Source organism: Nonomuraea sp. NPDC004354, from assembly GCF_053602555.1.
In genome coordinates this window covers 660294-685514 of record NZ_JBSGDV010000002.1, presented here as the reverse complement: position 1 = coordinate 685514, position 25221 = coordinate 660294, and the positions used below count along the sequence as shown (strand labels likewise).

At 70.5% G+C, this 25221-nt stretch carries 25 protein-coding genes; 9 read left to right on the top strand and 16 right to left on the bottom strand.

Features of this window, described 5'->3' with window-relative positions:
- Positions 1-116: 116 nt before the first annotated feature.
- From folE to dacB, 6 genes are all read right to left on the bottom strand, one after another.
- On the bottom strand, positions 117-695 hold the full coding sequence (gene folE, locus ACWENQ_RS09110) for a GTP cyclohydrolase I FolE (protein WP_449922005.1): 579 nt from the start codon (positions 693-695) through the stop codon (positions 117-119).
- Positions 692-2683 carry an ATP-dependent zinc metalloprotease FtsH gene (ftsH, locus tag ACWENQ_RS09105; RefSeq protein WP_449922007.1) on the bottom strand — a complete coding sequence of 664 codons (1992 nt, stop codon included), beginning with the start codon at positions 2681-2683 and terminating at the stop codon, positions 692-694. Before ftsH ends, folE begins: the two co-directional genes overlap by 4 nt.
- Before the next feature lie 232 nt (positions 2684-2915).
- Complete coding sequence (gene hpt / locus ACWENQ_RS09100) at positions 2916-3470, bottom strand: hypoxanthine phosphoribosyltransferase (RefSeq protein ID WP_354909343.1); 555 nt, start codon at positions 3468-3470, stop codon at positions 2916-2918.
- Between the two features lie 10 nt (positions 3471-3480).
- Complete coding sequence (gene tilS, locus ACWENQ_RS09095; protein WP_354909340.1) at positions 3481-4479, bottom strand: tRNA lysidine(34) synthetase TilS; 999 nt, start codon at positions 4477-4479, stop codon at positions 3481-3483.
- A gap of 132 nt (positions 4480-4611) precedes the next feature.
- On the bottom strand, positions 4612-5718 hold the full coding sequence (locus ACWENQ_RS09090; RefSeq protein ID WP_452413489.1) for a zinc-dependent metalloprotease: 1107 nt from the start codon (positions 5716-5718) through the stop codon (positions 4612-4614).
- Between the two features lie 100 nt (positions 5719-5818).
- Positions 5819-6982, bottom strand: a complete 1164-nt coding sequence (dacB, locus tag ACWENQ_RS09085) for a D-alanyl-D-alanine carboxypeptidase/D-alanyl-D-alanine endopeptidase (protein WP_449922011.1) — start codon at positions 6980-6982, stop codon at positions 5819-5821.
- 308 nt (positions 6983-7290) lie between these two features.
- On the opposite strand from dacB, the gene ACWENQ_RS09080 reads away from it, so the two are divergent.
- The gene (locus tag ACWENQ_RS09080; protein WP_354909332.1) at positions 7291-7788 is read left to right on the top strand and encodes an inorganic diphosphatase; all 498 of its coding nucleotides are present in this window, start codon (positions 7291-7293) and stop codon (positions 7786-7788) included.
- Between the two features lie 338 nt (positions 7789-8126).
- Here the strand turns inward: ACWENQ_RS09080 and ACWENQ_RS09075 are convergent, their stop codons facing one another.
- The 5 genes from ACWENQ_RS09075 to ACWENQ_RS09055 all read right to left on the bottom strand — a co-directional run bounded on the left by ACWENQ_RS09075 (position 8127) and on the right by ACWENQ_RS09055 (position 14687).
- Entirely contained in the window at positions 8127-9293 is a 1167-nt protein-coding gene (locus tag ACWENQ_RS09075) for an NlpC/P60 family protein (RefSeq protein ID WP_449922013.1), read from the bottom strand.
- Between the two features lie 87 nt (positions 9294-9380).
- Positions 9381-10022, bottom strand: a complete 642-nt coding sequence (locus ACWENQ_RS09070) for a hypothetical protein (RefSeq protein WP_449922015.1) — start codon at positions 10020-10022, stop codon at positions 9381-9383.
- A gap of 5 nt (positions 10023-10027) precedes the next feature.
- Positions 10028-11803: a hypothetical protein gene (locus tag ACWENQ_RS09065; RefSeq protein WP_449922016.1), complete on the bottom strand. Its 1776-nt coding sequence runs from the start codon at positions 11801-11803 to the stop codon at positions 10028-10030.
- A 401-nt stretch (positions 11804-12204) separates the two neighbouring features.
- The gene (locus tag ACWENQ_RS09060) at positions 12205-13002 is read right to left on the bottom strand and encodes a hypothetical protein (RefSeq protein ID WP_449922018.1); all 798 of its coding nucleotides are present in this window, start codon (positions 13000-13002) and stop codon (positions 12205-12207) included.
- A 74-nt stretch (positions 13003-13076) separates the two neighbouring features.
- Complete coding sequence (locus tag ACWENQ_RS09055; RefSeq protein ID WP_449922019.1) at positions 13077-14687, bottom strand: ABC-F family ATP-binding cassette domain-containing protein; 1611 nt, start codon at positions 14685-14687, stop codon at positions 13077-13079.
- Between the two features lie 119 nt (positions 14688-14806).
- Here ACWENQ_RS09055 and ACWENQ_RS09050 point away from each other — a divergent pair, with 119 nt between their 5' ends.
- Complete coding sequence (locus ACWENQ_RS09050; protein WP_452413487.1) at positions 14807-15154, top strand: hypothetical protein; 348 nt, start codon at positions 14807-14809, stop codon at positions 15152-15154.
- Positions 15155-15521: 367 nt separating this feature from the next.
- Here ACWENQ_RS09050 and ACWENQ_RS09045 read toward each other — a convergent pair whose 3' ends face one another.
- On the bottom strand, positions 15522-16547 hold the full coding sequence (locus ACWENQ_RS09045) for a hypothetical protein (protein ID WP_449922023.1): 1026 nt from the start codon (positions 16545-16547) through the stop codon (positions 15522-15524).
- Positions 16548-16705: 158 nt separating this feature from the next.
- On the opposite strand from ACWENQ_RS09045, the gene ACWENQ_RS09040 reads away from it, so the two are divergent.
- Together ACWENQ_RS09040 and ACWENQ_RS09035 are read left to right on the top strand one after the other, a co-directional pair.
- Positions 16706-18025, top strand: coding sequence for a sensor histidine kinase (locus ACWENQ_RS09040; protein WP_452413485.1), 1320 nt, complete (start codon positions 16706-16708; stop codon positions 18023-18025).
- Positions 17928-18587, top strand: coding sequence for a response regulator (locus ACWENQ_RS09035; protein ID WP_452413484.1), 660 nt, complete (start codon positions 17928-17930; stop codon positions 18585-18587). Before ACWENQ_RS09040 ends, ACWENQ_RS09035 begins: the two co-directional genes overlap by 98 nt.
- Before the next feature lie 390 nt (positions 18588-18977).
- Here the strand turns inward: ACWENQ_RS09035 and ACWENQ_RS09030 are convergent, their stop codons facing one another.
- The 3 genes from ACWENQ_RS09030 to ACWENQ_RS09020 all read right to left on the bottom strand — a co-directional run bounded on the left by ACWENQ_RS09030 (position 18978) and on the right by ACWENQ_RS09020 (position 20614).
- Positions 18978-19271 carry a hypothetical protein gene (locus ACWENQ_RS09030; protein WP_452413483.1) on the bottom strand — a complete coding sequence of 98 codons (294 nt, stop codon included), beginning with the start codon at positions 19269-19271 and terminating at the stop codon, positions 18978-18980.
- A 38-nt stretch (positions 19272-19309) separates the two neighbouring features.
- Positions 19310-19522, bottom strand: coding sequence for a hypothetical protein (locus ACWENQ_RS09025; protein WP_452413481.1), 213 nt, complete (start codon positions 19520-19522; stop codon positions 19310-19312).
- Between the two features lie 690 nt (positions 19523-20212).
- Complete coding sequence (locus tag ACWENQ_RS09020; RefSeq protein WP_354909310.1) at positions 20213-20614, bottom strand: winged helix-turn-helix transcriptional regulator; 402 nt, start codon at positions 20612-20614, stop codon at positions 20213-20215.
- Here ACWENQ_RS09020 and ACWENQ_RS09015 point away from each other — a divergent pair.
- The 4 genes from ACWENQ_RS09015 (at position 20556) to ACWENQ_RS09000 (ending at position 23869) form a co-directional block, all read left to right on the top strand.
- The gene (locus ACWENQ_RS09015; RefSeq protein ID WP_452413479.1) at positions 20556-21404 is read left to right on the top strand and encodes an NADPH-dependent F420 reductase; all 849 of its coding nucleotides are present in this window, start codon (positions 20556-20558) and stop codon (positions 21402-21404) included. The two genes, ACWENQ_RS09020 and ACWENQ_RS09015, sit on opposite strands and share 59 nt — an antisense overlap.
- A 141-nt stretch (positions 21405-21545) precedes the next feature.
- A complete protein-coding gene (locus tag ACWENQ_RS09010; protein ID WP_449922152.1) occupies positions 21546-22649 on the top strand; it encodes a DUF4185 domain-containing protein in 1104 nt (367 codons plus the stop codon).
- Between the two features lie 81 nt (positions 22650-22730).
- Positions 22731-23108 (top strand): hypothetical protein, encoded by a 378-nt coding sequence (locus ACWENQ_RS09005; protein ID WP_452413478.1) that lies wholly within the window; start codon positions 22731-22733, stop codon positions 23106-23108.
- Complete coding sequence (locus ACWENQ_RS09000; protein ID WP_452413477.1) at positions 23105-23869, top strand: SDR family NAD(P)-dependent oxidoreductase; 765 nt, start codon at positions 23105-23107, stop codon at positions 23867-23869. The genes ACWENQ_RS09005 and ACWENQ_RS09000 overlap by 4 nt, the downstream gene beginning before the upstream one ends.
- Before the next feature lie 30 nt (positions 23870-23899).
- Here ACWENQ_RS09000 and ACWENQ_RS08995 read toward each other — a convergent pair whose 3' ends face one another.
- Entirely contained in the window at positions 23900-24349 is a 450-nt protein-coding gene (locus tag ACWENQ_RS08995) for a MarR family winged helix-turn-helix transcriptional regulator (RefSeq protein ID WP_452413476.1), read from the bottom strand.
- Positions 24350-24405: 56 nt separating this feature from the next.
- Between ACWENQ_RS08995 and ACWENQ_RS08990 the strand changes: the two genes are divergently transcribed.
- Entirely contained in the window at positions 24406-25200 is a 795-nt protein-coding gene (locus ACWENQ_RS08990) for an alpha/beta fold hydrolase (protein ID WP_452413474.1), read from the top strand.
- Positions 25201-25221 lie beyond the last annotated feature (21 nt).

Sequence of the window (25221 nt, the reverse complement as noted above, 5' to 3'; positions counted from 1 at the left end):
CACCCCCGTGTACGGCTATGGCGTGACATACTCCCGTGACGACCGCGGGTCCTGGATGGACAGGCGCCGACCGCGAAGGGTGGCGCCTGTCCGGGCGTGCCGTACCGGAGGAAGGGTCAGCGACCCAGGATGAGGGCCATCGCCTCGGCGCGGGTCTTCTCGCTGGTGCGGAAGTCGCCCCTGACCGCGGAGGTCATGGTCTTCGCGCCCGGCTTGCGGACCCCGCGCATGGTCATGCACAGGTGCTCGCACTCCATCACCACGATCACGCCGCGCGGCTCCAGCACCCGCATGAGCGCGTCGGCGATCTGCGAGGTCATGCGCTCCTGAACCTGCGGGCGCCTGGCGAAGACGTCGACCAGCCGGGCCAGCTTCGACAGCCCGGTGACCTGCCCCTTGTCGTTGGGGATGTAGCCGACGTGCGCCAGCCCGTAGAAGGGGACGAGGTGGTGCTCGCACGTGGAGTACACCTCGATGTCGCGCACCAGCACCATCTCGTCGTGGTCGACGTCGAACACCTTGTTCAGCACGTCCTCGGGGCGCTGGTGCAGCCCCGAGAACTGTTCGGCGTACGCGCGGGCCACCCTGGCGGGGGTGTCGAGCAGGCCGTCACGGTCCGGATCCTCGCCGATGGCGTACAGGATCTCCCGGACGGCCTTCTCGATCCGGGCGTGATCGACCTCGCGCGGCTTCACGCACCCTCACCAGAGGGGAGGGCGTTGTCGGCGCGCGCGGTCAGTGCGCCGTTTCCGGACTGCTCCTTCGGCGTCAGCACCGGCGGGCGGTCCGAGGGGAGCCGCTTGCCGTAGCCCGCGTAGGACGGGCGGTGCTCCTTGACGACGACGGGCGAGAAGATCTGGAGCACCTGCTCGCGGGAGAGGGTCTCCTTCTCCATGAGCTCCAGCACCAGGTTGTCGAGGACGTCGCGGTACTCCACGAGGATGTCCCACGCCTGGTCGTGCGCCGTCTCGATCATCCGGCGCACCTCCTCGTCGATCGTGGAGGCGATCTTCTCGGAGTAGTCGCGCTCGTGGCCCATCTCGCGGCCCAGGAAGACCTCGGCCTGGCCGGTGCCGAACTTGCGGGCGCCGAGCTGCTCGCTCATGCCGTACTCGGTGACCATGCGGCGGGCGACGGCGGTGGCCTTCTCGATGTCGTTGGAGGCGCCGGTGGTGGGCTCGTGGAAGACGAGCTCCTCCGCCGCGCGACCGCCGAGCAGCATCGCGAGCTGGTCCATCATCTCCGACCGCGTGGCGAGGAACTTGTCCTCCATCGGCAGGGTCATGGTGTAGCCGAGCGCGCGGCCACGGGAGAGGATCGTGATCTTGTGCACGGGGTCGCTGTTGGGCAACGCGTGCGCCACGAGCGCGTGACCGCCCTCGTGGTAGGCGATCATCTTCTTCTCCTTGTCCGACATCACCCGCGTCTTGCGCTCGGGGCCGGCCATGACGCGGTCGATGGACTCCTCGAGGGTGTCCATGGTGATCAGCTTCTGGTCGGCGCGCGCGGTGAGCAGCGCCGCCTCGTTGATCACGTTGGCCAGGTCGGCACCGGTGAAGCCGGGCGTACGGCGGGCGATGACGTCGAGGTCGACCTCGGGCGCGAACGGCTTGCCGCGGCCGTGAACCTTGAGGATGCCCTTGCGGCCCTCCAGGTCGGGACGGTCGACGGTGACCTGCCGGTCGAACCGGCCGGGACGCAGCAGCGCCGGGTCGAGGATGTCGGGCCGGTTGGTCGCGGCGATGAGGATCACGCCGCCCTTGACGTCGAAGCCGTCCATCTCGACGAGCAGCTGGTTCAGCGTCTGCTCGCGCTCGTCGTGACCGCCGCCGAGGCCGGCGCCGCGGTGGCGGCCGACGGCGTCGATCTCGTCGATGAAGATGATCGCCGGCGCGTTGGCCTTGGCCTGCTCGAACAGGTCACGCACGCGGCTGGCGCCGACACCCACGAACATCTCGACGAAGTCGGAGCCGGAGATGGAGTAGAACGGCACGCCCGCCTCACCCGCGACCGCGCGGGCGAGCAGGGTCTTGCCGGTGCCGGGCGGGCCGTACAGCAGCACGCCCTTGGGAATCTTGGCGCCGATGGCCTGGAACTTGGCCGGGGCCTGCAGGAACTCCTTGATCTCCTGCAGTTCCTCGATGGCCTCGTCCGCGCCGGCGACATCGGCGAACGTCGTCTTGGGGGTGTCCTTGGTGATCAGCTTCGCCTTCGACTTGCCGAAGTTCATCACCCGGCTGCCGCCGCCCTGCATCTGGTTCATGATGAACAGGAAGATGAGGACGATGATGACGATCGGCAGGAAGCTGACGAGCAGGCCGATCAGGAAGTTCTCCTGCGGCACCTCGACGTTGAAGCCGTTCTTGAGCTTGCCGGCCTGGTCCTGCTTCTCGAGCTCGTCGACGAGCTGCACACCCTGCCCCGCCACCCAGCTCGACTGGATGCGGTTGGTGGAGACGTCGCCGATCTTGACCGGGGTGTTGAGCGTCAGCTCGATACGCTGGTCCTTGTCGACGACCTTCGCGTTGGAAACGTTGCCGTCGCGGATCTGCTTGAGCACCGTGGACGTGTCGGCTGTCTTGAAGTTGCCGTCACCGCTCCACATCGTGGTGACAAGCAGGAGCAGCACGACGATGCCCAGGATCCACAGCAGTGGCCCACGTGTAAATCGCTTGAGATCCATCCGATGCGGAACCCCTGCGGGCCCGTCCCTTCCTGACCAAGGCCTTGAACCCCGACGATCCGGGGCTGCGGCATCCGACACCGCTCCTACTGACTACCCGAGGGCGACACGGGGTCACCCCCTCGGTGTCAGAAGGTACACCGGGGGAGGCGCAGGGTCACTGCCCGCTCCACCGGCCTTGCCCTACCAACGTACGTCAGGCCGCTCGATGTTCCCCGCCATTCGTCGGCTGTCAGCTGTTGTAGACGTGCGGCGCGAGCGTCCCGATGAAGGGGAGGTTGCGGTAACGCTCCGCGTAGTCGAGCCCGTAGCCGATGACGAACTCGTTCGGGATGTCGAAGCCGATGTACTTGACCTCGATCGGCACCTTGACCGCGTCGGGCTTGCGCAGCGCCGCGCAGATCTCCAGCGAGGCGGGGTTGCGCGACTTCAGGTTGTCGAGCAGCCAGCTCAGCGTGAGGCCGGAGTCGATGATGTCCTCGACGATCAGCACGTGGCGGTTGGTGATGTCGGTGTCGAGGTCCTTCAGGATCCGCACCACGCCCGACGACTTGGTGCCGGCGCCGTAGGAGGACACCGCCATCCAGTCGGTCTGGACCGGCAGGTGCAGGGCCCTGGCCAGGTCGGCGACCACCATCACCGCGCCCTTCAGCACGCCGACGAGCAGCAGGTCCTTGCCTGAGTAGTCTGCGTCGATCCGAGCCGCCAGTTCGCCGATCTTGGCCTGGAGCTCGTCTTCGGAGATGAGGACCCTCTCGAGGTCCTTGCCCATGTCGGCTGCGTCCACCTGGGTGTCCTTACGCTTGGTTCTCTTGCGCGGGGGCGAACACAAGGGTGCCATACCGCCGAACCACACCAACTCCCCCGGGTAGGTCGGCCCTTCCCTGCCCTCGCCATGCCGTGATCAGCCGTTCCACGGCCATCACGTGGCCCGCCGACAGCGCTCCCGAGGGCGAGCCCGCGGCGATCGCCGCGCGCCGCAGCACGCGCCGCCGCACGGCGGCCGGAAGACCGTCGAGCCCCGGTACGGCAAGCGTCACAACCCCCCCGATATCGCTTAGAGCGCAATCGTCGAAGGCCCTCGCGGCCCATTCGTCGAGGGCGTCGGCGTCGTCCCTCGCCAGATCGGCGGTCCGCGCGAGCGCCTGGGCGACGCCCGGCCCCAGCTCCCCCTCCAGCACCGGCAGCACCCTGGTGCGCACCTTCACCCGGGTGTAGCGGGTGTCGGTGTTGTGCGGGTCGTCCCACACGTCGAGACCCAGCGCCGCGCAGGCGGCCTCGGTGGTGTCCCTGCCGAGCCGGAGGAACGGCCTGCGGTAGCGGCCCGCCCGCTCCGCCATCCCCGACAGCGACCGTGGTCCGCTGCCCCTGGCCAGGCCGAGCAGGACGGTCTCCGCCTGGTCGTCACGGGTGTGGGCGAGCAGGACCGTCACGGCTCCCAGCCGGTCGGCCGCCGCGGCGAGCGCCTGGTAGCGGGCGTCGCGGGCGGCCGCCTCGGGGCCGCCCGCCGTACCGACGCTGACGGTGAGGACCTCGACCGGGTCCAGGCCCCACCCCCTCGCCGTCTCGGCGACCTTCACCGCCCGGTCGGCCGAGCCGTCCTGGAGCTGGTGGTCGACGGTCAGGAGACCGGCGCGGATGTTCGCCCTGGGCGCAACGAAGGCCAGGGCGGCGGCCAGCGCGAGCGAGTCGGCGCCGCCGCTGCAGGCGGCCAGCACCAGGTCGCCGGGGACGAGGTCGGCCAGCGCCTCGCGGACGGCTCGCCGTACGTCGGCGACGGCCGGATGTGGGCCCATGGCGCCATTCTCCCGCCCCTCGGGCCCCGCTCAGCCGGACGGTCCCCGCGACGCCCGCGCCTGGCCAGACCTCGGGGATCGTTCCCGCGTCCGGCCAGACCGCCGGGATCGTCCCCGCGACGCCCGCGCCGGTCAGGCCTCCGGGTCGGCCGGCTGGGCCGGGAGGGCGGGCGGGCTCTGCGGGACGACGCGCGCGATCCACCGGTCAGGATCGGCGATCTCGTCCGACATCGGCAGCGTCTCCGGCGAGGTCCACACGCGGTTGAACCCGTCCATCCCCACCTTGCCGACCACGTGCCGGACGAAGGCCGAGCCCTCGGCGTACTGCTTCATCTTCATCTCGAGGCCCAGCAGCTTGCGCACCGTGCGGTCGAGGCGCGACATCCCCTCGCGGCGCTGGCTGAACTTCGCCCTGATGTCGGCCACCGACGGCACCACGCTCGGGCCGACCGCGTCCATCACGTAGTCGCCATGCCCCTCCAGGAGCGTCATCACCGCGGTGATCCGGTCGAGGATCTCCTTCTGCTCCGGCGTCTGGATCACGTCGATGAGGTTGCCGTCGCCGGTGCCGCGCACCACGTCCGCCACGGTGTCGGCGGCGGCGCGCAGCCGTTCGAGCAGGGTGGCCACGTCGAGGTCGGAGGCGAGCAGGAAGTCGGTCATCTGCGACCTGACGTACTCGCGCAGCCACGGCACCCCCGTGAACTGCACCCGGTGCGTCTCCTCGTGCAGGCACACCCACAGGCGGAAGTCGCGCGGGTGGACGCCCATCTCGCGCTCGGCGTTGACGATGTTCGGCGCGACGAGGGTGAGGCGGCCGATGGGCTCGCGTCCCGTCGGGTCGGGCGGCAGGAACAGCTCGTACTGGCCCAGCACCCGCGAGGCGAGGAAGGCCAGCACGGCGCCCACCTCGACGCCGGTGATCCGCGACCCGACGGCGCTGACGATGGCGGGCGGCGGGTTGTCGCGGTTGGCCATCCGCTCGGTCAGCGGTTCGAGCACGACGCGGAAGCCTTCGACGTTCGCCCGGATCCATCCCGGCCGGTCGACGATGGTGGCGGGCTGCGGCGGGGTGGCCGCCTCTATCTTGGCGAACTCGCGGACGTGCCCCTCCGCTTCACGGGAGAGGGTGCGCAGTTCGGTGACGGCGTGGCGGGCCTCCTCACGGCTCACCTGTGGTCCGGGGCGCACCAGGCGCGTTCCGGTCGAGACGGCCAGATCCCAGTCGATCACCTGCATACCGTCCACCGTACGTGGTCGGCTCGCCCACTGCGAAGAACTGGCCCGCCCTCCTGCGCGGGCCCGGCGCCGCCGCCCGGCTGCCGCGTGCCCGGGCCGGTCAGGAGCGGGCGACGATGGCGGCCAGACGGTCGAGGACCGACTCGGCGGTGTAGGGGACCTTGTCGGCCAGGAAGGCGAAGGTGACCAGCCGCCCCGAGCGCGTGGTGGCGAACCCGGCCAGCGTGTTGACGTGGTTGAGCGTGCCGGTCTTGGCGCGGACCAGGCCGACCTGCCCCTTGCTGTCCCCGCCGGTGAAGCGGTGGCCGAGCGTCCCGGTGAACCCCGCGATCGGCATGCCGGCGAGCAGCGGACGCAGCGCGGGGTCCTTGGCCGCCACGGCCAGCACACGGGCCAGGCCCTCCGCGCTGATCCGGTTCCTGATGGACAGCCCCGACCCGTCGGAGACCGTCACGCCCTTGTCGATGCCCAGCCGCTTGAGCACCGCCAGCACCGCCTGGGAGCCGCCCTCGAAGGAGGCGGGCCTGCCCTCCTTGATGGCCACGTGCCTGGCCAGCGCCTCGGCCAGATCGTTGTCGCTCTTCGTGAGCGTGCGTTCGACGAGCGCGTAGACGGGCGCGGACTCCACCGCGGCGAGCGTGGCCGCCCCGCGGGCCGCCTTGGCCGGGCGGATCGACGCGCCGACGCTGATGCCGTACTTGCCGAGGGTCTTGGCGAACGCGGTGGCCGCGTAGGCGGCCGGGTCGGCGACGCGCGGCGTCGAGGAGGCCGGGTTCTGGCGGCCCTCGTCGATCGCCAGCGCGTGGACGGGAGCGGCCTCGCCGTCCGGGATGTAGTTGGGCTTCCAGCCGGGCGCGGACCCACTGCCGGTGAAGAGGGAGGCGTCGTAGGAGAGCGTGACCTTGGTGACGCCCGACGACTTGAGCGCGGCCGCGGTGCGGGAGGCGAGCTGGACCATCGACGCCTGCTTGGGATAGGCGCCCGGCTTGGCCGACGGCCCGGCCAGCGTCGGGTCGCCGCCGCCGACCAGCACGATCGAGTTGCGGTTCGGGCCCTGGACGACGGAGGTCTTCAGGCGGGCGTCGGGACCGAGGGAGGCGAGCGCGGCGGCGCAGGTCACCACCTTGGTGGTGGAGGCCGGGGTGATCCCGGTGGCGGCGCCGGCGGCGAAGATCTGCTCCCCCGTCCCTGCGTCGATGACGACGGCGCCCACCCTGTCACCGAGCGCTTCGTCACCCAGGGCGTCGGCGAGCTGTGCGGTCAAAGTACCCTTAGGGGGGAGAGGTCCGTCTCCACCCGAGGCCAGCACCGGCCCCGCGGTGACCACAGGGACGGGCGAAGGCTCAGCACGCTCGGTCGGCAGTGGTTCAGGCCTCGTCAGCGCGCCCAGGCTGAGATCGTTCGTCAGCGCGTACGCGCCGGCGACGATCGTCACCGCCTGGAGCATGGCGAGTGTGGTCAACGCCACCCACCGCTCGCGCCGCACCACGTCGCCGACCTCTCTCTCAGTTCGCCTACGAGACATTAACGCCCAACCGGGGGTGCCCGGGGGGCTCGAGCGGAGGAACCGCGGTGGAGTTCGACGTTGTCGTTGAAATTCCGAAGGGGCAACGGAACAAGTACGAAGTGGACCACGAGACCGGCAAGATCAGGCTTGACCGGCTCCTGTTCACCTCCACGCAGTACCCCGCCGACTACGGCTTCATCGAGCACACCCTCGGCGAGGACGGCGACCCGCTCGACGCCCTCGTGCTGCTGCAGGAGCCGACCTTCCCCGGCTGCTACATCACCTGCCGCGCGGTCGGCATGTTCCGCATGACCGACGAGAAGGGCGGCGACGACAAGGTCCTGTGCGTGCCCGCCACCGACCCGCGGATGGAGCACATCCGCGACATCCACCACGTGGCGGAGTTCGACCGGCTGGAGATCCAGCACTTCTTCGAGGTGTACAAGGACCTGGAGCCCGGCAAGTCGGTCGAGGGCGCCAACTGGGTGGGCCGCGTCGAGGCCGAGGCCGAGATCGAGCGCTCGTTCCAGCGCGCGAAGGAGCAGGGCTACACCGCCCACTGACGGTTTCCCCGCGGGGCGCGGGGTTTCGTGGTGGCTCACGTCTCACGGGACCTCCCGTCTCGCGGGTGTGTCCGTCTCAGCGGACCCGCGACTCGTCGAATCTCGTGCCCTGTGGAACGTCGCGCTTCGTGGCACGTCGCGCCTGGTGGCACCTCGCGGCTTGTGGCACCTCGCGCCTTGCGGAACCTCGCGTCTTGTGGACGCTCGCTCGGCGACCGTTGTCCTCCGGCGTGCGGTGGATAGTGCGCACCGCCGGATCTCGGCGCTTCCGGACGCTCACGTCTCGCGGAAGCGATGTCGCTGGAGGATTCCCTCGGCGTACGGCCGAACCGGGCGGCCTAGCGGGGACGGGTCGCGCCGACCAGGTCCCTGCGCCACATGGAGGCGATGCGGACCACGTCTCCCGTCTGCGGCGCGTGCACCATCATGCCGCGCCCGACGAAGATCCCCACGTGGTGGATGTCTCCGGGATTGTTCGTGACCTTGCCGAAGAACAGCAGGTCACCCCTCTGCAACTGATTCAGAGGGACGTGCGGGCCCGCGTTCCACTGCGTGCCCGTCCAGTGGTCGAGCCGCACCCCGACCTTCTCCCAGGCCCGCATGGAGAGCCCGGAGCAGTCAAAGCCCGACGGGCCGGCGGCCGCCCACACGTACGGCTTGCCGAGCTGCGTCAGCGCCCAGTTGGCCACGACGTCACCCGTCGTCTGGCCTGGTGTCATCCATCTGGCGGCCGATCCGGCCCCGCTGGCCTTCGCCAGCCGCTGTTGTCGCTCCAGCCGGGCCTGTTCCATCGCGGTGGCCCGCTGCCTGGCCAGCTGTTCGGCCTCGGTGCGCGCCGCGTCCACGCGTTTCTCCAGCGTGACCTTCTCCGCCTCGATGGCCTCGGTCTCGCGTTGCTGCGTGTCGACCGCCGCCTCGGCCGCCGCCTTGGCCTCTTCGGCCTGCGCGGCGGCCCGTTGTTGCTCGGTGTAGGCGTCCTCGGCCTGCGCGCGGAGCACGGTCGCCACCTGTTGGGTGTCGCGCACCTGTTTCAGCTTCTCGGTCTGCTCCTGGCCGATGGATTCGAGCGTGCTCGTCCGGTGCAGGTAGCCCTCGAGCCCGCCGCCGTCGCTGAACAGGCTGACCATGGGATTGCTGAGATCCATGCCCGCGTACGACTGCGTGGCCAGCATCGAGACGGCGGCCTTCGTCGCCGCCACTCTGTCCTCGGCCGCTTTCAGCCGCTCCATGGCCATGGAGTGCCGCTCCCGCGCCCCGTCCAGCCGGACGATCTGGCCGTTGTACGCCTCGACCATCCGCCCGGCGTTGACGGCCAGCTCGTCCAGCCGCGTGTTGGCCGCGGCCAGCCGTACGCTTGCCACCCCGAGCGCCTTGGCCCGCTGCTTCACGGTGGCGCGCGCCCTGGCGACCTCACCCGCGGATGGCGCGGGCTCGGCGGCGGCCGGTGGGCACAACGTCGCCACCATGCAACAGGCGACGAACAGGCGTGTTCTGACGGTATGCATACGATTCCCCCCTGCGCATGCGTCGTCACTCTATGCACACGATTCCCATTAGTCACACAGCGCACACATGAAACTTACGTAACGTAATCACCGCAGGCGGAGTAGGCGTTCTATCCACGGCCGGAGTCCCGTCGAGGGCGGTATCGCCCCCTTCGGGTAGGCGAAGACCGGCGTCTCGCTCCCATACGCAGCGTGAAGTTCGGCGGCCTTGCACCAGTCGGCGGTGACGCGGGCGGCGGCCCACGCGGCGGCGATGGCCGGGCGCGCCTCGGGATGGCGTTCGAAGGTCTGGTAAAGGGTCATGGTGGCGTGGGCGGCCTGGTGCCCGACGCGGGGATAGGCGGCGCCCGCCAGGTAGGGGGCGGTGACCCTGCCGCCGTAGGCGGTGCCGAGTACCCAGGTCCAGTCGGCGACGACGAGGGCCAGCACGGGGTCGGGCACGGCGGCGGCCGCGCCGTACATGCGCTCCTGGCGGGGTCCGGCGAGCCTGCACCTCGTCCACAACCAGTCGAGGTCGGCGGGAGGGTCGCCGCGGGCCAGCCACGAGAGCGTGGCGAGGGAGCGCGCGGTGAGCAGGCGGGACAGGTCGAGCACGTCCCTGAGCATGCGGGGGCCGGGGTCGAGCCAGGTCGGCCAGTCGATCTCATGGACGCGGGGCACCAGGTCGGCCAGTTCCCCAGGAACGGGGAGCGGGCAGACCCGGTGCCCCTTGACGGTGAAGCGCTCCACCGGGCTTACGCGTTCTCCTGCCTGGCCGGCGCCTCGGTCAGGACCTGTGGGGACTCCTCGGCGGCCGTGACCGCCGGTGTCCCGCCGCTTGCCCGCTCAGGCGCGCCGCCCCCGGACGCCGCGCCCCCGGCCCTCGACCCTCCGGCACCCGACCCTTCGGCACCCGTGGACCCTGAACCTGAGGATCCGGAACCCGTGGACCCGGAACCTGAGGATCCGGAACCTGAGGATCCGGAACCCGTGGACCCGGAACCTGAGGATCCGGAACCTGGGGACCCCCGGCCGCCGGAACCGCCTGAACCCTGCTGCGGATCCTTCGTCGGCGGGACGGTCGGCGCGGGAGTGGGGGTGGGATCCGGCTTGGGCGGCTCCGTCGGCAGCCGCGTGGCCGTCGGCTCCGGAGTGGGCGGCGGGGACGTCGCCGGCTGCGTGGCCGTGGGGGTCGGGCTGGGGGTCGGGGTGGGGGGCGAGGTGGCGGTGGGCGTCGCCGTAAGGGTGGGCCGGGGGGTGGGCGTCCTCGTGGGGCACGGCGTCTTCGTCGGACTGCCGTGGTGGTCACGGGGCGGGTTCGTCCCCGGCGGCTCCCCCGGCGTCAGCGTCGGCGGCGTCGGTGCCGGGCCGGTGCGGGTCGGCTGGGGCACCCACGGGACACGCGGCGGCGCCGGCACGGGGTCCGGCGTCGTCGCGGTCACCGGCGCCGTCGACCGGTGCGCCCCGACGGGATAGGTCGCCGAGCTGTTGAGGATGGGCTCCACCGTGATCGGCGTGTCGTGAGGGTTCGGCAGCCAGGGCAACCTGATCCCCGGCGGCTCCCCGGTCGCGGGAAACGCCCCCGAGGCGATGCCCGTGATCCCGTCACCCTCCTTGCCGAAGTAGGTGAAGATCATGCCGATGGCCGCGAGGGCGGCGACCGCCGCCAACGCGCCCGCCAGCGCCTGCGACCAGCGCCGCGCCCTCCCGTCTCCCGCGTGGGGAAACCCGGCCGCGTCCAGCGCGGCCGACCGCCGCGCCACATACCTCCGGTACGGCAGCAGCTCGGGGTCGGCGAAGCAGCTCATCACCCTGACCCTGAGCGTCTCCGGCAGCGCCGCGGCGGGCATCAGCTCGAAGACCTTCGCGATCGACACCTGCCCTGCCCGGTGCGGCGCGCAGGTCTCGCACCTGTCCAGGTGGGCGACCACCTCCCCGCGCATCTCGGCGGTCAGCTCGCCGGAGAAGCCGGTGAGGATGGCGGCCCGCTGCGGGCAGTCGTAGGGACCCTTCCGGGCGAGGACCTCGGCGGTGATCGCGTCGCCGAGCCGTTCAGCGGCCGCCTCGTGGGTGATCTCGATCTGGCGCGGCGTGACCCCGAGAACCGCCGCGACATCGAACGTGGACAGGCCGTGCCTGGTGGTCAGCTCGAGCAGCTCGGCGTCGGCCGCCGTCAGGCTGCGGACGGCGTTCCACGCCATGACGCGCAGGTCGGCGTCGGCGGGATCGGCCAGGGCAGGGAGCGCGACCATCGCCTCGGTCTCGTCGCCGCCACCGCCGGTGCGCCGGCGCAGGCACTCCTGCCTGGCCAGCGCGTAGAGCCAGCCGCGCAACCTGTCGGGCTCGGCCAGGGCGCCGATGTGGGCCTCGGCGGCGATGAGGGTGTCGCGCAGGGCGACCTGGGCGCTGTCGGGATTGCTGAGGAGGGTCCAGCAGTAGTGGTAGATGCCCTCGGCGTGCGTGTCGTAGAGCGCCGCGAGGGCACCAGGGTCGCGGGCGCGGAGAGCCTCGACCAGGACGCGGTCGTTCATCTGTTGTGTGGCGCGGAACCCATGGCTCGGAGCAGCGCCACCCTCCTTTCCACGCTCTTGCGGCAGGGGTGATGTCCGGGCGGGCCGGCCGAGCACCTGACGCGGACTGCGGGCACGCTGACCGGCCTCCCTTCAGCCAGATGGGACCGAGAAGGCGAGCCGCGGCCTCGCCGCCGCTGCGCCGACGTGACCGAAGGTAATGGATCGGTAACTTGCCGTTCTACCGGTTCATTGGGGTCCGCCAAGAAAAACCCGTAGCCCTGACCGATTTATCGTCTTATTGACGAGCGGATCGCCAAAGAAAGCCCGTCCGGAAATGTCACGAATGACAGCGCACAAAGAGGGCCCGCGGGAAAGCGCGGGCCCTCGTCGGGTCGTCAGGGGCGTGGATCAGGATGCCGTCAGGGCTTGCTCTCGCCCGGCGGCATCTGCCGTCCCTTGTCGTACGCGAACGGCGCGGTAGTCGGCTTGACCGTGTGCACCGGTTGCGCCCCGCCCAGCGCCAGCTCCTCGTAAGGACGTCCGGTCGAGCCCCAAGTCCTGGCCACCACGTCCGTCATGGCCACCTTCGCCGTCGCGGGCAGCCCTTCGACCGTCAGGATGAACCGCGGGGGCTTCCCCGCCCGCACGTCGTCGACGAACGTGCTGGCGCCGGCCACCAGCTTGCCCGCCTGGTCACGCAGCAGCGCGGTCACGACCAGGCTGCCGGCTGGCAGCACGTAGGGGTTGTCGACCTCGCCGGTGACCAGGTAGCTGCCGTTCTTCTGCTTGACGGTCTGCGACCTGGTGATCGGGAACGGCAGCAGCGACGACGGGACGCGCGCCGCCTGCCGCCACTGCGTCGAGCGGTACTCGATCGTCACCTTCGCCGGCTTTCCTGAAGCCGGCATCTGCCCGGTGAAGGGCAGGTCGCCCCCCGGCGGGACAGCGTCGAGCGGCTGGTCCATGCGGGCCACCTCGGCGCCCTTGGCGTCGCGCCCCACGATCGTGGCGACGACGTGCTCGCCGAAGTGCCAGGGGTTGCTGTTGACCAGCACGCCCGCCCAGTTCACGACGTACCCGTCGGCGCTCTTGGCGACCGACGAAGCCTGCTCTTTGAGCACGAGCGGCTTCATCTGGACAGGTGGCTTCTCCGCCGCGGCACAACCCGCCACGAGGACGAGGGCGAAGGCGGCGATGGTACGGATACGCGGAATCACGTTGCCGTGATAACCGGTTTCCGGGTACGGCAGGCATGAACACGCGCCTGCCGTACCAACTCTTTAGTCAATGTTCAGCGTTGGCGGGCCACGCGTGTTTCGTCCCACACCGGTTCGGCGGATTCGTACACATTTCCATCCGCCCCGAACACCAGAAACCTGTCGAAGTCATCGGCGAACCAGCGGTCGTGCGTGACCGCGACCACCGTGCCGTCGAAGGCGTTCAGCCCCTCCTGCAGCGCCTCGGCGCTTGCCAGGTCGAGGTTGTCGGTCGGCTCGTCGAGCAGCAGCAGGGTCGCGCCCGACAGTTCGAGCAGCAGGATCTGCAGCCGCGCCTGCTGCCCTCCCGACAGCGTCTCGAAGCGCTGGTCGGCGATGAGCCCGGCGAGCTCGTAACGGGCCAGGACCTTCATCGCCTCGTTCTTGAGCTTGGCGTGCTCGGTCATGACGATCTCGCACGGTGTGCGGCCGTGGAGCTCGGGGCGGGCGTGCGTCTGGGCGAAGTGTCCCGGCACGACGCGCGCGCCCAGCCTGGCCACTCCCGTGTGCGCGACCGGCTCCCCGGCCAGCAGGCGCAGGAAGTGGGACTTGCCCGACCCGTTCGAGCCGAGGACGGCGACGCGCTCGCCGTACCAGATCTCCAGGTCGAACGGCTTCATCAGGCCCGTCAGCTCCAGGCTCTCGCTGATCACCGCGCGCTTGCCCGTACGGCCGCCGCGCAGCCGCATGCTGATCTTCTGGTCGCTCGGCGCCACCTCCGGCGGCCCCGCCTCCTCGAACCGGCGCAGCCGCGTCTGGGACGCGTGGTAGGCGGCCGCCATGCCGTCGTTGTACCTGGCCTTGTTCTTGAGCATGTTGACCAGGGCCTTGAGCTTGGCGTGCTCCTCGTCCCACCGCCTGCGCAGCTCGTCGAGGCGCTCGTTCCTGGCCTTGCGGGCCTCGGCGTAGGTGCCGAACCCCCCACCGTGGATCCAGACGCCGCCCGACTCGACCGTGACGATGCGGTCGGCGGCGTTGGCCAGCAGCCGCCGGTCGTGACTGACCAGCATGACGGTCTTCGGAGTCTCGTTGAGCTGCTGCTCCAGCCAGATCTTGCCGGGCACGTCGAGGTAGTTGTCCGGCTCGTCGAGCAGCAGCGTCTGGTCGGGCCCGCGCAGCAGCGCCTCCAGGACCAGGCGCTTCTGCTCCCCGCCCGACAGCGTGGACGTCTCGCGGTACTTCACCCTGTCGTACGGCACGCCGAGCGCCGCGATCGTGCAGGTGTCCCAGAGCACCTCGATGTCGTAGCCGCCCGCGTCGGTGTAGTCGGTGATCGCCTGGGCGTAGCGCATCTGGGTCTTCTCGTCGTCGCGCTCCATCATCGCCAGCTCGGCCTGGTCGAGGCGGTGCGCCGCCTGCCGTACCGCGGGTGGGGCGACGCTGAGCAGCAGGTCGTGCGCCGTGCTGCCGTCGCGGATGCTGCCGATGAACTGGCGCATGACGCCCAGCCCGCCCGAGCTGGCCACGCTGCCCTCGACCGGCTGGATGTCGCCGGCGACCAGGCGCATCAGCGTGGTCTTGCCGGCCCCGTTCGGCCCGACGAGCGCGGCCTTGACGCCCTCGCCGATGCGGAAGGACACGTCGTTGAGCAGCGGCCGCCCGTCAGGCAGGACGTAGGTGAGGTGCCCCACCTCGACGTGTCCCATAGCGCCCCCTTCAGATCCCGTGCAGGCTATCCGTCCTCCCCCGTGTCCGGCATCCCATTTCTCACCGGCTAGCCGCTTATCTGATCCTTGAGCGTCGGGATGAGGAGAATCTGGTTCTGATGCGGGCCGAGCGATTCGAGGCCAGTACGGCCAGCCTGCGCATCGCTGCTCGCGCCCTGGCCATCGTGGAGCGACGCAACGGCAGCCTGGCCGAGGAGGTACTCACCGAGGAATTGCCCTGGGTGACGTGGCTGCCCGAGACCGAACGTCAGGCTTGCGTCCGCGAGCTTCTCGGGCATCTGACCGCCGGAGCGGATACCGGCGAACTCCTGCCGTTCGGCCGCGCCCTGACGTCTTGGCGGTCCACCGCGGTGGTGTGGAGCGATCCGCAGCTCGCCCGCGAGCTCCAGGGGCCCTTTCCCGGCGACAGGCCTGAGGTCCCCAAGCCACATGACGAGTCGTCATGACCGGCCGCGAGGAGGAGGTCCCCCGCCCCAACCCCTGGGGTGTGCGGTTCGCCGATCGTCGTGCCGCTGAAGGGTGAAACCACCTGCTCTCCCAGGCCCGGGAGAACCTGGACCGGGCGTGGGTTGCGATCACCGACGATCCGCGTCACGTGGACAACCGCCAGCACCCTCTCAAAGGCGCGCTGGGCGCGGTGAAGGTAGGCGGAGAGCCTCTGGAGCAGTGGCAGTACGAAGCGACTTCCGGTGGCCGCATCTGGTATGCCATCGATGACGACAACCGCACGCTGTGGATCACCGAGGGCAGGCACCGTACACCCCGAACAGACCGACGAGCGCAAGGGTCACAAAGCGCACGTCAGAACCTTCCTCATCGAATGCTTGCTTCCTGTACGGCCGGACCGAGGAATCGGGCGGGGGCTGGATGCTGGGTGAGCGCCTGATAGCAGGTGATCAGACCGACCAGGGCCGTGCCCCAGAACAGGAACCCGCCGTAGGTCAGGCCGATCACCCACAGGTTCGCGCTGCCGGGCGCGGTCGGGAACTCGGCGAGGCCGACGAACTCACCGATCGTGGTCACCGCCGCCGGCAGCCCCATGGACAGCAGGCCGACGCCACCGATCCAGCCGGCGCCCAGCACCAGCCGGCGGGGCACCCACCGGGCCCAGCCCTGGATCAGCGCGAGCGCGCACAGCGCGCCGAACACCGGAATGGTGACGCTGAAATCGGCCAACGGGCTGTACCAGTGGTGCGCACCCACCAGCCCCGATTCACGGTAGCCGCCCACCGGGTACCCCAGGGCCCACACCGCCTTGAGCGTCGCGTAGGGCAGCGGCGCCAGCGTCGCGGCCCAGCCGAACCGGCGCAGCCGGCGGCCGACAGCTCGCACGTCCACCGACTCGGGGCGCGTGCGACGCTGGTAGGACCAGGCGGCGACGGCGAGCGCCCCGACGCCGGCGAGCACGATGAGCTGGTCGACGAACAGCGTCCAGTACGGCTCGGCCGCCCAGCCGGGCAACCCGGTGACCCACAAGAGCACCCGCAGCAGGTTGAGCAGCAGGATCTGGCCGCCGAAGCACAGCAGCGCCAGCGCGCCGATCCAGGTCGCCGCAAGCAGGCCCGTGCGCGGGATCCGCCGCCCGAAGGGCCGCACCGTGGCCAGCGCCAGCACGGCCATCGCGGCCAGCGCGAGCACGCTCCCCCACCCGGCCAGGCCGTCCAACTCGGGCAGCGGCCGGCTGGCGCACGGATCCGCGGCGGTGGCCGTGGCGGCCTCGGTGGCGCTGCAGCGCACGGCGAGCCACTCACCGCCCATCGTCCAGTAGGCGCGCAATCCCGCGTACGCCGCCGCCCAGCCGGCGGCGAGATAACCCGCAACAGGTGATCGTTGTCTCATGAGGTCTCCGTCCGATGTTCGTTCGGTGATCCCACACTCCCTCCGCGGACGCCGCTCCCGCGTCTGCCCGGCGGCCAGGAAAGATACGACCTCAGGCATACGCGGCTCCGCCCCTGGGCAGACGCGGCGCGCCCTTGCCCGTTCGTAGACTCAGGGCCATGTCACAGGCGATCGGACGGCTGCTCTCGCAGGCCAGGGCACGGCCGCCGCTCGCCGACGCCGTCCTGGCCACGCTGGTGGGCCTGCCGCTGCTGGGCTGGACCTGGCTCGTGCTGACCGCGACTCCCGGCCCCGCGCCGCTCGCGTTCGCGGGTGCTCTACTGGCGCACACCGCGATGGGCTTGCGGCGCACAATGCCGTTGGCGTCCTTCGGCGCGGTCTCGGTGGGATGCGCGGCGATGCTGGCCGGCACCGGGGTCCTGCTGCTGCCACCGTCGATGCTGGTGTTTCCGTGGTCGCTCTACTCGGTGTGCGCCTACGGATCGCGGCGTGCTCTGGGCTGGGGGCCGGCCGCGGCCGTGCTCGGATCCGCAGCCGTCGGCGCACGGTTCTGGCTCAACCCGCGCCAGGCGGCCGGCCTGCCCCCGGCGTACGTCTTCCTCTTCCTGCTCGCCGTCACCATGGTGGCGTGGAGCCTCGGCATGTGGCGCCGGACGCAGCGGGCGTACCTGGCCTCGCTGGAGGATCGGGCGCGCAGAGCGGAAGCCGATCGGGAGGAACGCGCTCGACGGGCCGTAAGCGACGAGCGAGCCCGGATCGCCAGAGAGATCCACGACGTGGTCTCGCACTCGCTGTCAGTGGTGATCAGCCAGGCGCAGGGCGGCACCTATGCGGTAGGCGCCGATCCTGGCCGGGCTGCGGAAATCCTCGCCACGATCGCCGACGCCGGACGCCACGCGCTGGCGGACATGCGCGGCCTGCTGGGCGTGCTGCGCGCCGACACGCCGCTGGAGCCCGAGTCCGGAGACTCCGCGCCGACGCTGGCCGAGCTGCCCCGGCTGCTGGAGGGGACCAGGGCCGCCGGGCTGGAGGTGACGTTCCGGCAGGACGGCACCGAGCGGCGGCTCAGCCCCGCCGCCGAACTGGCGGTCTACCGGCTGGTCCAGGAGTCGCTGACGAACACGCTCAAGCACGCGGGCGCCGGCCGCCGGGCCCTGGTGGTGCTGAGCTGGGAGACGGCCGAGCTTGCGGTGCGGGTCCAGGACGACGGCCCCGGGGATCCCGGCGGGCCCGGCGACGGCGCAAGGCTCGGCCTGGTCGGCATGCGCGAGCGATTCCTTGCCTTCGGCGGTACGGTTACCGCCGGACCGGCAACGGCCGGTGGGTTCCACGTGTCCGCCCGCCTGCCGTACCCCGGCGGACCGGAGCGAAGGGGCAGACGTGACGATCAGAGTGTTCTTCGTCGACGACCAGGTGATGGTCCGGGCCGGCTTCGTGATGGTGGTCGAGGCTCAGCCCGACATGATGGTCGCCGGTGAGGCCGGCGACGGCGCCGAAGCGCTGGAGAAACTGGCCGTCACGACCGCCGACGTGGTCCTGATGGACGTCCGGATGCCACGTATGGGCGGGGTTGAGGCGACCCACCGCCTGCTCGCTCGTCCCGGACCTACGCCCCGGGTGGTCGTGCTCACCACGTTCGACCTCGACAAGTACGCCTTCGCCGCGCTGCGGGCCGGAGCCAGCGGTTTCCTGGTCAAGGACGCGCCGCCGGAGGACCTGTTGGCCGCGATCCGCACCGTGCACCGTGGCGACGCGGTCATCGCACCGTCCACCACCCGTCGGCTCATCGACCACATCGCCGCCGACCTCCCGGTGCCCGATGACGGTCCTGACCCACTGGCCGCGCTGACCCCACGGGAACGCGAGATCCTCCAACAGATCGCGCTCGGCCGGTCCAACGCCGAGATCGCCGGTCGGCTGCTCCTGTCCGAGGGCACAGTGAAGACCCATGTGGGCCGCATCCTGGCCAAGCTCAAGCTCCGTGACAGAATCCAGGCCGTGATCTTCGCCTACGAGAACCGCCTTGTCCGCGCTTCTTGATCGACAGATCCCGGGTTCGAGTCCCAGGCGCCCTACCAGCCAAAACGGCGGTCATCGATCTTGCCCAGAAGGGCGACGACGGCCATTTTGACAGCCAAGAGGCCTGACCTCGCCAGGAATCCGGCCGCTCGTGCGTTCTCTGATCACCCGAACAGCTTCTTGGCGACCGCCTCGACGGTCGCTCGTTCGATGTCCGGGAGTACGTGCGTGTACGTGTATCAAGGAATGCGGGGCCAGTAATCAGGCCAGAAGAAGACGGCAATCTCGCGGCGCGGCATGGGGGTCACGGGTTGCACGTGAGGTGTCCCACCTCGACGTGTCCCATGGCGATTCCCTTTCAGAGGTCCTCGCGCAGGCTACATGGGCGTTTCGCGGGCGGGCATCCTCTTTTCAGCGCGCACGGCCGGCCACACCCCGGAGAAGTTCGGTCTTCACGACTCCCTCGACCGCGTGGCAGAGCTTGGCATCAGTTGTGAGCAACGGAATAGCTCTGTCGAGCGCCAGTTGGGCGAAGATCGCGTCATACATGCGCTCTTCAGCCGTCAGGCGACCGGCGAGAAGCCCCTTCTTCCGCAAGACTCCCGCGACTTCGATGCGCGCGAAATCGGCTGTCTCCAGCCCGACCTGATCGTGCAGGAAGGCCCTGAATTTCGCGAGCATGCTCGAAGCCAGGTTGATCGACAAACCACCTCAGGAACACGCCCGTATCGACGACGTAGGCGTCAGCCACGCGACTCGTCCCGAAGGCGATGGAGCTCTTCGTCCACGCCCGTTACTCCACGCATCCGCTCCCGGATCCGTTCCAGGGTCAGCGCTGCTCCCTCACGGCGGCGTGTCGCTGCGATGTTCTCACGGACGAGTGCCAGCACCGGCTGCACCTGGTCCTCGGGCAACTGGTCGACCAGCGAGTGGAGCTCGTCACGCATCGCGCTCATATACGGAGTCTACGATTCAGGCATGATCGACGGCAGGGCCTCGCCGTTAGCGCGACCATAGGCGTCATGGCTCGCACGTGAAGTGCCCCACCGTGTCCCATGGCGGTTCCCTTTCAGAGGTCCTCGCGCAGGCTACATGGGCGTTTCGCGGGCGGGCATCCTGTTTTCAGCGCGCACGGCCGGCCACACCGCGGAGAAGCCGTCGTGCCGCTGAAGGGTGGAACCACCTGCTCTCCCAGGCCCGGGAAAACCTGGACCGGGCGCGGGTGTCACGTGGACAACCGCCAGCACCCTCTCAAAGGCGCGCTGGGCGCGGTGAAGGTAGGCGGAGAATTCCTGGAGCAGTGGCAGTACGAGGCGACTTCGAGTGGCCGCATCTGGTACGCCATCGATGACGACAACCGCACACTACGGATCACGAGGGCGGGCACCGGACACCCCAAACAGACCGACAAGCGCAGGGGTCGCTGACACTAGACAGGGGTCATGGCTTGCACGTGACGCATCCGAACTCCCCGTGACCCACGGCGATTCCTCCATCGGTGGCTCGCGCAGGCTGCATGGCGGTTTCGCAGGCGGGCATCCGATTTTCAGCGCGTGCGTCGGCCACACCGCGCAACAGTTCGGTCTTCACGACTCCCTCGACCGCGTGGCAGATGAGCCTCTCGGCGTCAACCTGGTGGGCGGGGGCTAGCTGCCGGTACGGCGGTGCGCCTGGTTCCGCTCCTCGAACCGGTCCTGCGCGTCCAGGACGGCGTCGCCGTACCGTGCGGCCCACACGCCCATCGCACGCATGGGGCCGAGCAGCGCGACACCGGCCTCTGTCAGCGCGTAGTCCACGCGCGGTGGCGCCTCCGCGTACGCCCGGCGGTCGACCAGGCCGTTGTACTCCAGGCGCCGCAGTGCCTCGGTGAGGACCTTGGGGCGGATCCCGCCGATCCGGGCGACCAGTTCACGTGGCCGCATCGGACCGCTCTGGCCGAGCGTGTACACGACGACGCTGTCCCAGCGGTTCGCGAGCACCTCGAACGCCATGCGCGCCCGGCAGTCGGAGGTGTACGCGAGCTCCGGCAGGTCGGGGAGATTCTCCACGCCCCCATCCTGCCCGCTCCGACGGACACCACGTGGTGCGCATCGGGCCACCTACCGTCGGGGACCGGCATCACCTGCGATGTCACCTCGGCACTGCCGGGTCGCCGACGATCCGGAGTCAGGAGTCAGGAGTCACACCATGCGTATCGGCATCCTCGGCACGGGCATGATGGCCACGACACTGGGCGGCGCGTGGGTCCGCGCGGGGCACGACGTGCTGGTCGGCGGACGCGACCGGGCCGCGGCCGCCGCGACGGCGGCCCGTATCGGCGCCGCGGGGTACGGGACTCTCACGGACGGGGCGGCCCACGGCGACCTCGTCCTCGTGGCGGTCCCCGCGGACGTGGCGCCGAAGGTGGTCGAGGGGCTCGCCGGCACCCTCAGCGGGCGGACGGTCGTCGACTGCACGAACCCCGTCGCGCCGGCCGACGGCGGGCTGATGCTGACGACAGGCGGCACGACGTCGGTCGCCCGGCGGATGGCGGAGGCCGCGCCGGGGGCCCACGTGGTCAAGGCGTTCAACCTGTGCCACGAGAGCATCTGGACGCTGCCGCGCCCGGCTTTCGAGGGCGCCCCGCTGGCCGTGCCGTTCTGCGGGGACGATCCGGGCAGCCTCGACCAGGTCACCGCACTGATCACGTCGATGGGCTGCACGCCCATGCCCTGCGGGGGGCTGGCCCGCGCGGTCTACATCGAGGCGACGGCGGCGTTCGCCATCGGGGCGTGGTGGTCAGGAACGGAGCCGCGGTTCGCCTTCCCGACACCGGCACAGGCCTCGCCGAACTCCTAGAGCCTGCCGTTCGACGGCGTCGACGCCGCGGCGTGGGGGCGCTCAGGGCGAGTAGTACAGCAGGACGGCAAGAACTACTAGACAATAAGTCATCTAATGACTAGAACTACGAGGACATCCCCCATCTGATAGGGGCCCGTGATGCGGCGACTCCTGCTGTCTCTCGTTCTCGTCCTCACCACGATCGCCGGCGCCCCCGCGGCCGCCCTGGCCGCCGCCTGCGACCTGCCCACCTTCCGCGGCGCTGGCACCGACGCCAGGCTGACCTCCCTGTTCACCGCGTACGGCAACGACAACAGCCGCCTGGACGACTGGACGGGCGCCGACGGCACCTACTCCGTCAGGCTTCCCGACGGCAAGGAGCTGTGGGTGTTCTCCGACACCTTCCTCGGCCAGGTCAACCCGGACGGCTCCCGCCCGCCGGTCAGGGAGGAGGGCGGCACGACCGTCTTCCTCAACAACTCCTTCGCGGTGGAGCGCGACGGCCGGCTGTCCACGATCTACGGAGGCACCGCCGAGGACCCCAAGGCCGTGATGCCGCCCCGCGACAAGGACCACTGGTACTGGGCCGGCGACGCCACGCTCGCCGGCGGCGTCCTGGAGGTCACCTACCAGGAGTACGAGCGGTTCGGCACCGGCCCGTGGGACTGGCGCTGGCACCGCAACGTGGTCGCCCGCTTCGCCCCCGGGCGCCTCGACCGGCCGATCAGCGTGCACGACCTGCCGTCGGGGCGCAAGGTGGCGTGGGCGTCCGCCGTCCACAGGGACGGCCGCCACACCTACGTCTACGGCGTGGAGGACCTGGGCTCGCCCAAGTACATGCACCTGGCCAGGGTGAGGGGCGCCAGCCTGCTCGGCACGTGGGAGTACCTGAAGGCGGACGGCACCTGGTCGAGGAACCAGGCCGACTCGGCCCGCCTGATGGAGGGCGTGGCCAACGAGTACTCCGTCAGCCGGGTCGGCGACGGCTACGTGCTGATCACGCACGACACCACGGAGGTGCTGAGCTCCAGGATCGTCGCCTACACCGGCTGCACGCCGTACGGGCCGTTCGGGAACAAGACCACCGTCTACACCACGCCCGAGACCGGCGGGAACATCTTCACCTACAACGCCCACGCGCACCCGGAGATCGCCGGACCCGGGCTCGTGGTCTCCTACAACGTCAACAGCTTCGTCAACACCGATCACTATCGCGACGTGACGATCTACCGCCCTCGCTTCCTGGACCTGGCGTTCGAGTGACGCGCAACTGGGCCGCCCGGCTGCGGGAGATCACGGTCGAGGGCATGCGCGCGCTCGTCCTGGATCAGGGTGCCCGAGGGGGTGACGGTGATCCCGCACCCCTCGTCGATCGATCCGCTCGGACGGCGGGCGGCGGAGTTGTTCGTGGCGCCGCCGGAGGGGGCGCCCAGCGAGATCGTCTATCTGACAGGCTTCGACACGGGATGGTACGAGGTGCTGGCCGGGGTCGGCCTGCGGGTGGAGTGGGACGCGGGCGCCATGCCGTACCTGTGGCTGTGGCAGGAGGCCGGTGCCACGAAGGACTGGCCGTGGTGGGGCAGGGCGTACGTGGTGGGGCTGGAGCCGTTCTCCGGCATGCCGACGGACGGCCTGGCCACGGCTGTGGACAACGGGACCGCGATGCTCCTCGGGCCCGGCGAGTCCAGGACCTCATGGGTGCGCGCGGAGGTGATGACGTGAGTGAGTTCGACGGCAAGGTGGCCCTGGTCACGGGCGGGTCGGCGGGCATCGGGAAGGCGGTCGTCGAGCGGCTGGCAGGGGCGGGCGCGGCGGTCGTCTACTGCGGGACGGAGGCGCCGTTCGGGGGCGAGCGGGTCACCGGGGTCGTCGCGGACGTGCGCGACGGGGAGCGGATGCGCGAGCTGGTCGAGCTGGCCGAGTCCAGGTACGGCGGGCTGGACGTCGTGGCGACCTGCGCGGGCGTGCAGCGGTACGGCACCGTGGAGGACACGCCGGTCGAGGTCTGGGACGAGGTGCTCGACATCAACCTCAAGGGTGTCTTCCTGACCTGCAAGGCGGCCGTTCCGGCGCTGCGCAGGCGGGGCGGCGGGTCGATCGTCGTCATGTCGTCGGTGCAGGCCTTCGCCTCCCAGGCGCACGTGGCCGCCTACACCGCGAGCAAGGCCGCGCTGAACGGCCTGACCAGGGCGATGGCCCTCGATCACGCCGCCGACGGGATCAGGGTGAACGTCGTGTGCCCCGGCTCGGTCGACACCCCGATGCTGCGCTGGGCGGCCGACCTGTGGCGCGGGCCGCTGTCGCAGGACGAGCAGGTCGCGGCGTGGGGCCGGGCCCATCCGCTGGGCAGGGTGGCGCGGCCGGAGGAGGTGGCCGAACTGGTCGCCTTCCTCGCCGGGCCGCGCTCGTCGTTCATCACCGGCGCCGAGCACCGGGTCGACGGCGGCCTGCTCGCCCGCAATCCAGCCGCGCTGCCCGACTGACAGCGACGACCGTGCCCGCCGGGGTTCGACTCACCGCAGCCTGGTCACCGCGCCGGGCGTCAGCCGACCGGCGAGCTGCTCGAGCAGCGCGATCACCTCGCCGATCTCGCCGGGGTCCGTGGTGCCGAGTGCCGCGGCGAGCGGGCCGTCGATCGGCGTGGACCGCACCTGCGTCACCCTGTCCGACAGGGCCGGCGCGGGTGTGATCACCTGACGCCTGCGGTCGGCCGGGTCGGGCGCGGTGACGACGGCGCCCGCCTCCTTCAGCCGGGCGACGGCGGCCGACACCGCGCTCTGCGGCAGCCCGGTGCGAGCGGCGACCTCCCCGACCGTGGTCTCGGGGTGCGCGCGCAGGTCGCTGACCACGATCAGCACCGTGCGCACGCTCGTGGTCCGCGGACCGATCCCCTCGGTCGGCATGGACTCCTCGCCGATCTTCATCAGCGTACGGCCCAGCAGGAACAGCTCCACTCCGTTCATGTCCCCAGACTACATCAGACTTGATGCATCAAATTTGATGCTTTATGGTGAGAGCCATGACGAACCACATCCACGTCGAGGTCAGGGGCGACGGCCCGGTGCTGCTGCTGTCGCAGAGCGGCGAGGGCGACGCCGACAGGGGCAAGGACCTGGTCGACCGGCTGGTCGGCGACTTCACCGTCGTCACCTACGACCGCAGGGGGCTCTCGCGCAGCGCGCTCGACGACCCCGCCGTCACGATCTCCATGGCCGAGCACGCCGAGGACGTCCACCGGATCCTCGCGGAGGTGACCGACCAGCCGGCGGCCATGCTCGGCTGCAGCTTCGGCGCCGCGCTCGGGCTCCACCTGGCCGCCAGGCATCCCGAGCAGATCCACACCCTCATCGCGCACGAGCCCGTCGCGCCGTGGCTGCTGCCCGGCGACCTCATGGAACGTCACGTGCGGGAGCTGGCCGAGGTCCAGGAGGTCTTCGAGCGCGAGGGGCTCGTGCCCGCCGTCAAGCTGGTGGCCGAGGTGCTCGGCATCGACCCCGACAGCGACGACAAGGAGCCGGACCTCACGCCGTTCCCCATGACGCCGCAGCGGGTCGCCAACTTCACGCACTTCCTGCGCCACGACCTCACCGCGATCAGGGAGGACCGGCTCGACCCCGAGGCGCTGCGCCGCTCACCCGTGCGGATCGTCCCCGTCGCCGGCCGTACGACGCCGCGGGGGGTGTTCGACTACCGGTGCGCCGAGGAACTGGCCGCGCTCGTGGGCGCCGAGCTGGAGGTGCTGCCCGGCGGCCACAACGGCAACCTGACCCATCCGCGCGCGTACGCGGACGGGATCAGGCGGCTGCTCGGCTGAGGGCTGAGGTCGCTCAGGTCG

Excerpts from the sequence above, each read along its gene's own strand:
- ACWENQ_RS09015 (WP_452413479.1), top strand. The coding sequence starts at position 20,556 with ATGCGCGCCCGGCAGTCGGAGGTGTACGCGAGCTCCGGCAGGTCGGGG.
- tilS (WP_354909340.1), bottom strand. The coding sequence starts at position 4,479 with ATGGGCCCACATCCGGCCGTCGCCGACGTACGGCGAGCCGTCCGCGAG.
- ACWENQ_RS09010 (WP_449922152.1), top strand. The coding sequence starts at position 21,546 with ATGCGGCGACTCCTGCTGTCTCTCGTTCTCGTCCTCACCACGATCGCC.
- ACWENQ_RS09040 (WP_452413485.1), top strand. The coding sequence starts at position 16,706 with ATGTCACAGGCGATCGGACGGCTGCTCTCGCAGGCCAGGGCACGGCCG.
- ftsH (WP_449922007.1), bottom strand. The coding sequence starts at position 2,683 with ATGGATCTCAAGCGATTTACACGTGGGCCACTGCTGTGGATCCTGGGC.
- ACWENQ_RS09075 (WP_449922013.1), bottom strand. The coding sequence starts at position 9,293 with ATGCATACCGTCAGAACACGCCTGTTCGTCGCCTGTTGCATGGTGGCG.
- ACWENQ_RS09090 (WP_452413489.1), bottom strand. The coding sequence starts at position 5,718 with ATGCAGGTGATCGACTGGGATCTGGCCGTCTCGACCGGAACGCGCCTG.
- ACWENQ_RS09050 (WP_452413487.1), top strand. The coding sequence starts at position 14,807 with ATGCGGGCCGAGCGATTCGAGGCCAGTACGGCCAGCCTGCGCATCGCT.
- ACWENQ_RS08995 (WP_452413476.1), bottom strand. The coding sequence starts at position 24,349 with ATGAACGGAGTGGAGCTGTTCCTGCTGGGCCGTACGCTGATGAAGATC.
- ACWENQ_RS08990 (WP_452413474.1), top strand. The coding sequence starts at position 24,406 with ATGACGAACCACATCCACGTCGAGGTCAGGGGCGACGGCCCGGTGCTG.
- ACWENQ_RS09055 (WP_449922019.1), bottom strand. The coding sequence starts at position 14,687 with ATGGGACACGTCGAGGTGGGGCACCTCACCTACGTCCTGCCTGACGGG.
- ACWENQ_RS09045 (WP_449922023.1), bottom strand. The coding sequence starts at position 16,547 with ATGAGACAACGATCACCTGTTGCGGGTTATCTCGCCGCCGGCTGGGCG.
- ACWENQ_RS09065 (WP_449922016.1), bottom strand. The coding sequence starts at position 11,803 with ATGAACGACCGCGTCCTGGTCGAGGCTCTCCGCGCCCGCGACCCTGGT.
- ACWENQ_RS09025 (WP_452413481.1), bottom strand. The coding sequence starts at position 19,522 with ATGAGCGCGATGCGTGACGAGCTCCACTCGCTGGTCGACCAGTTGCCC.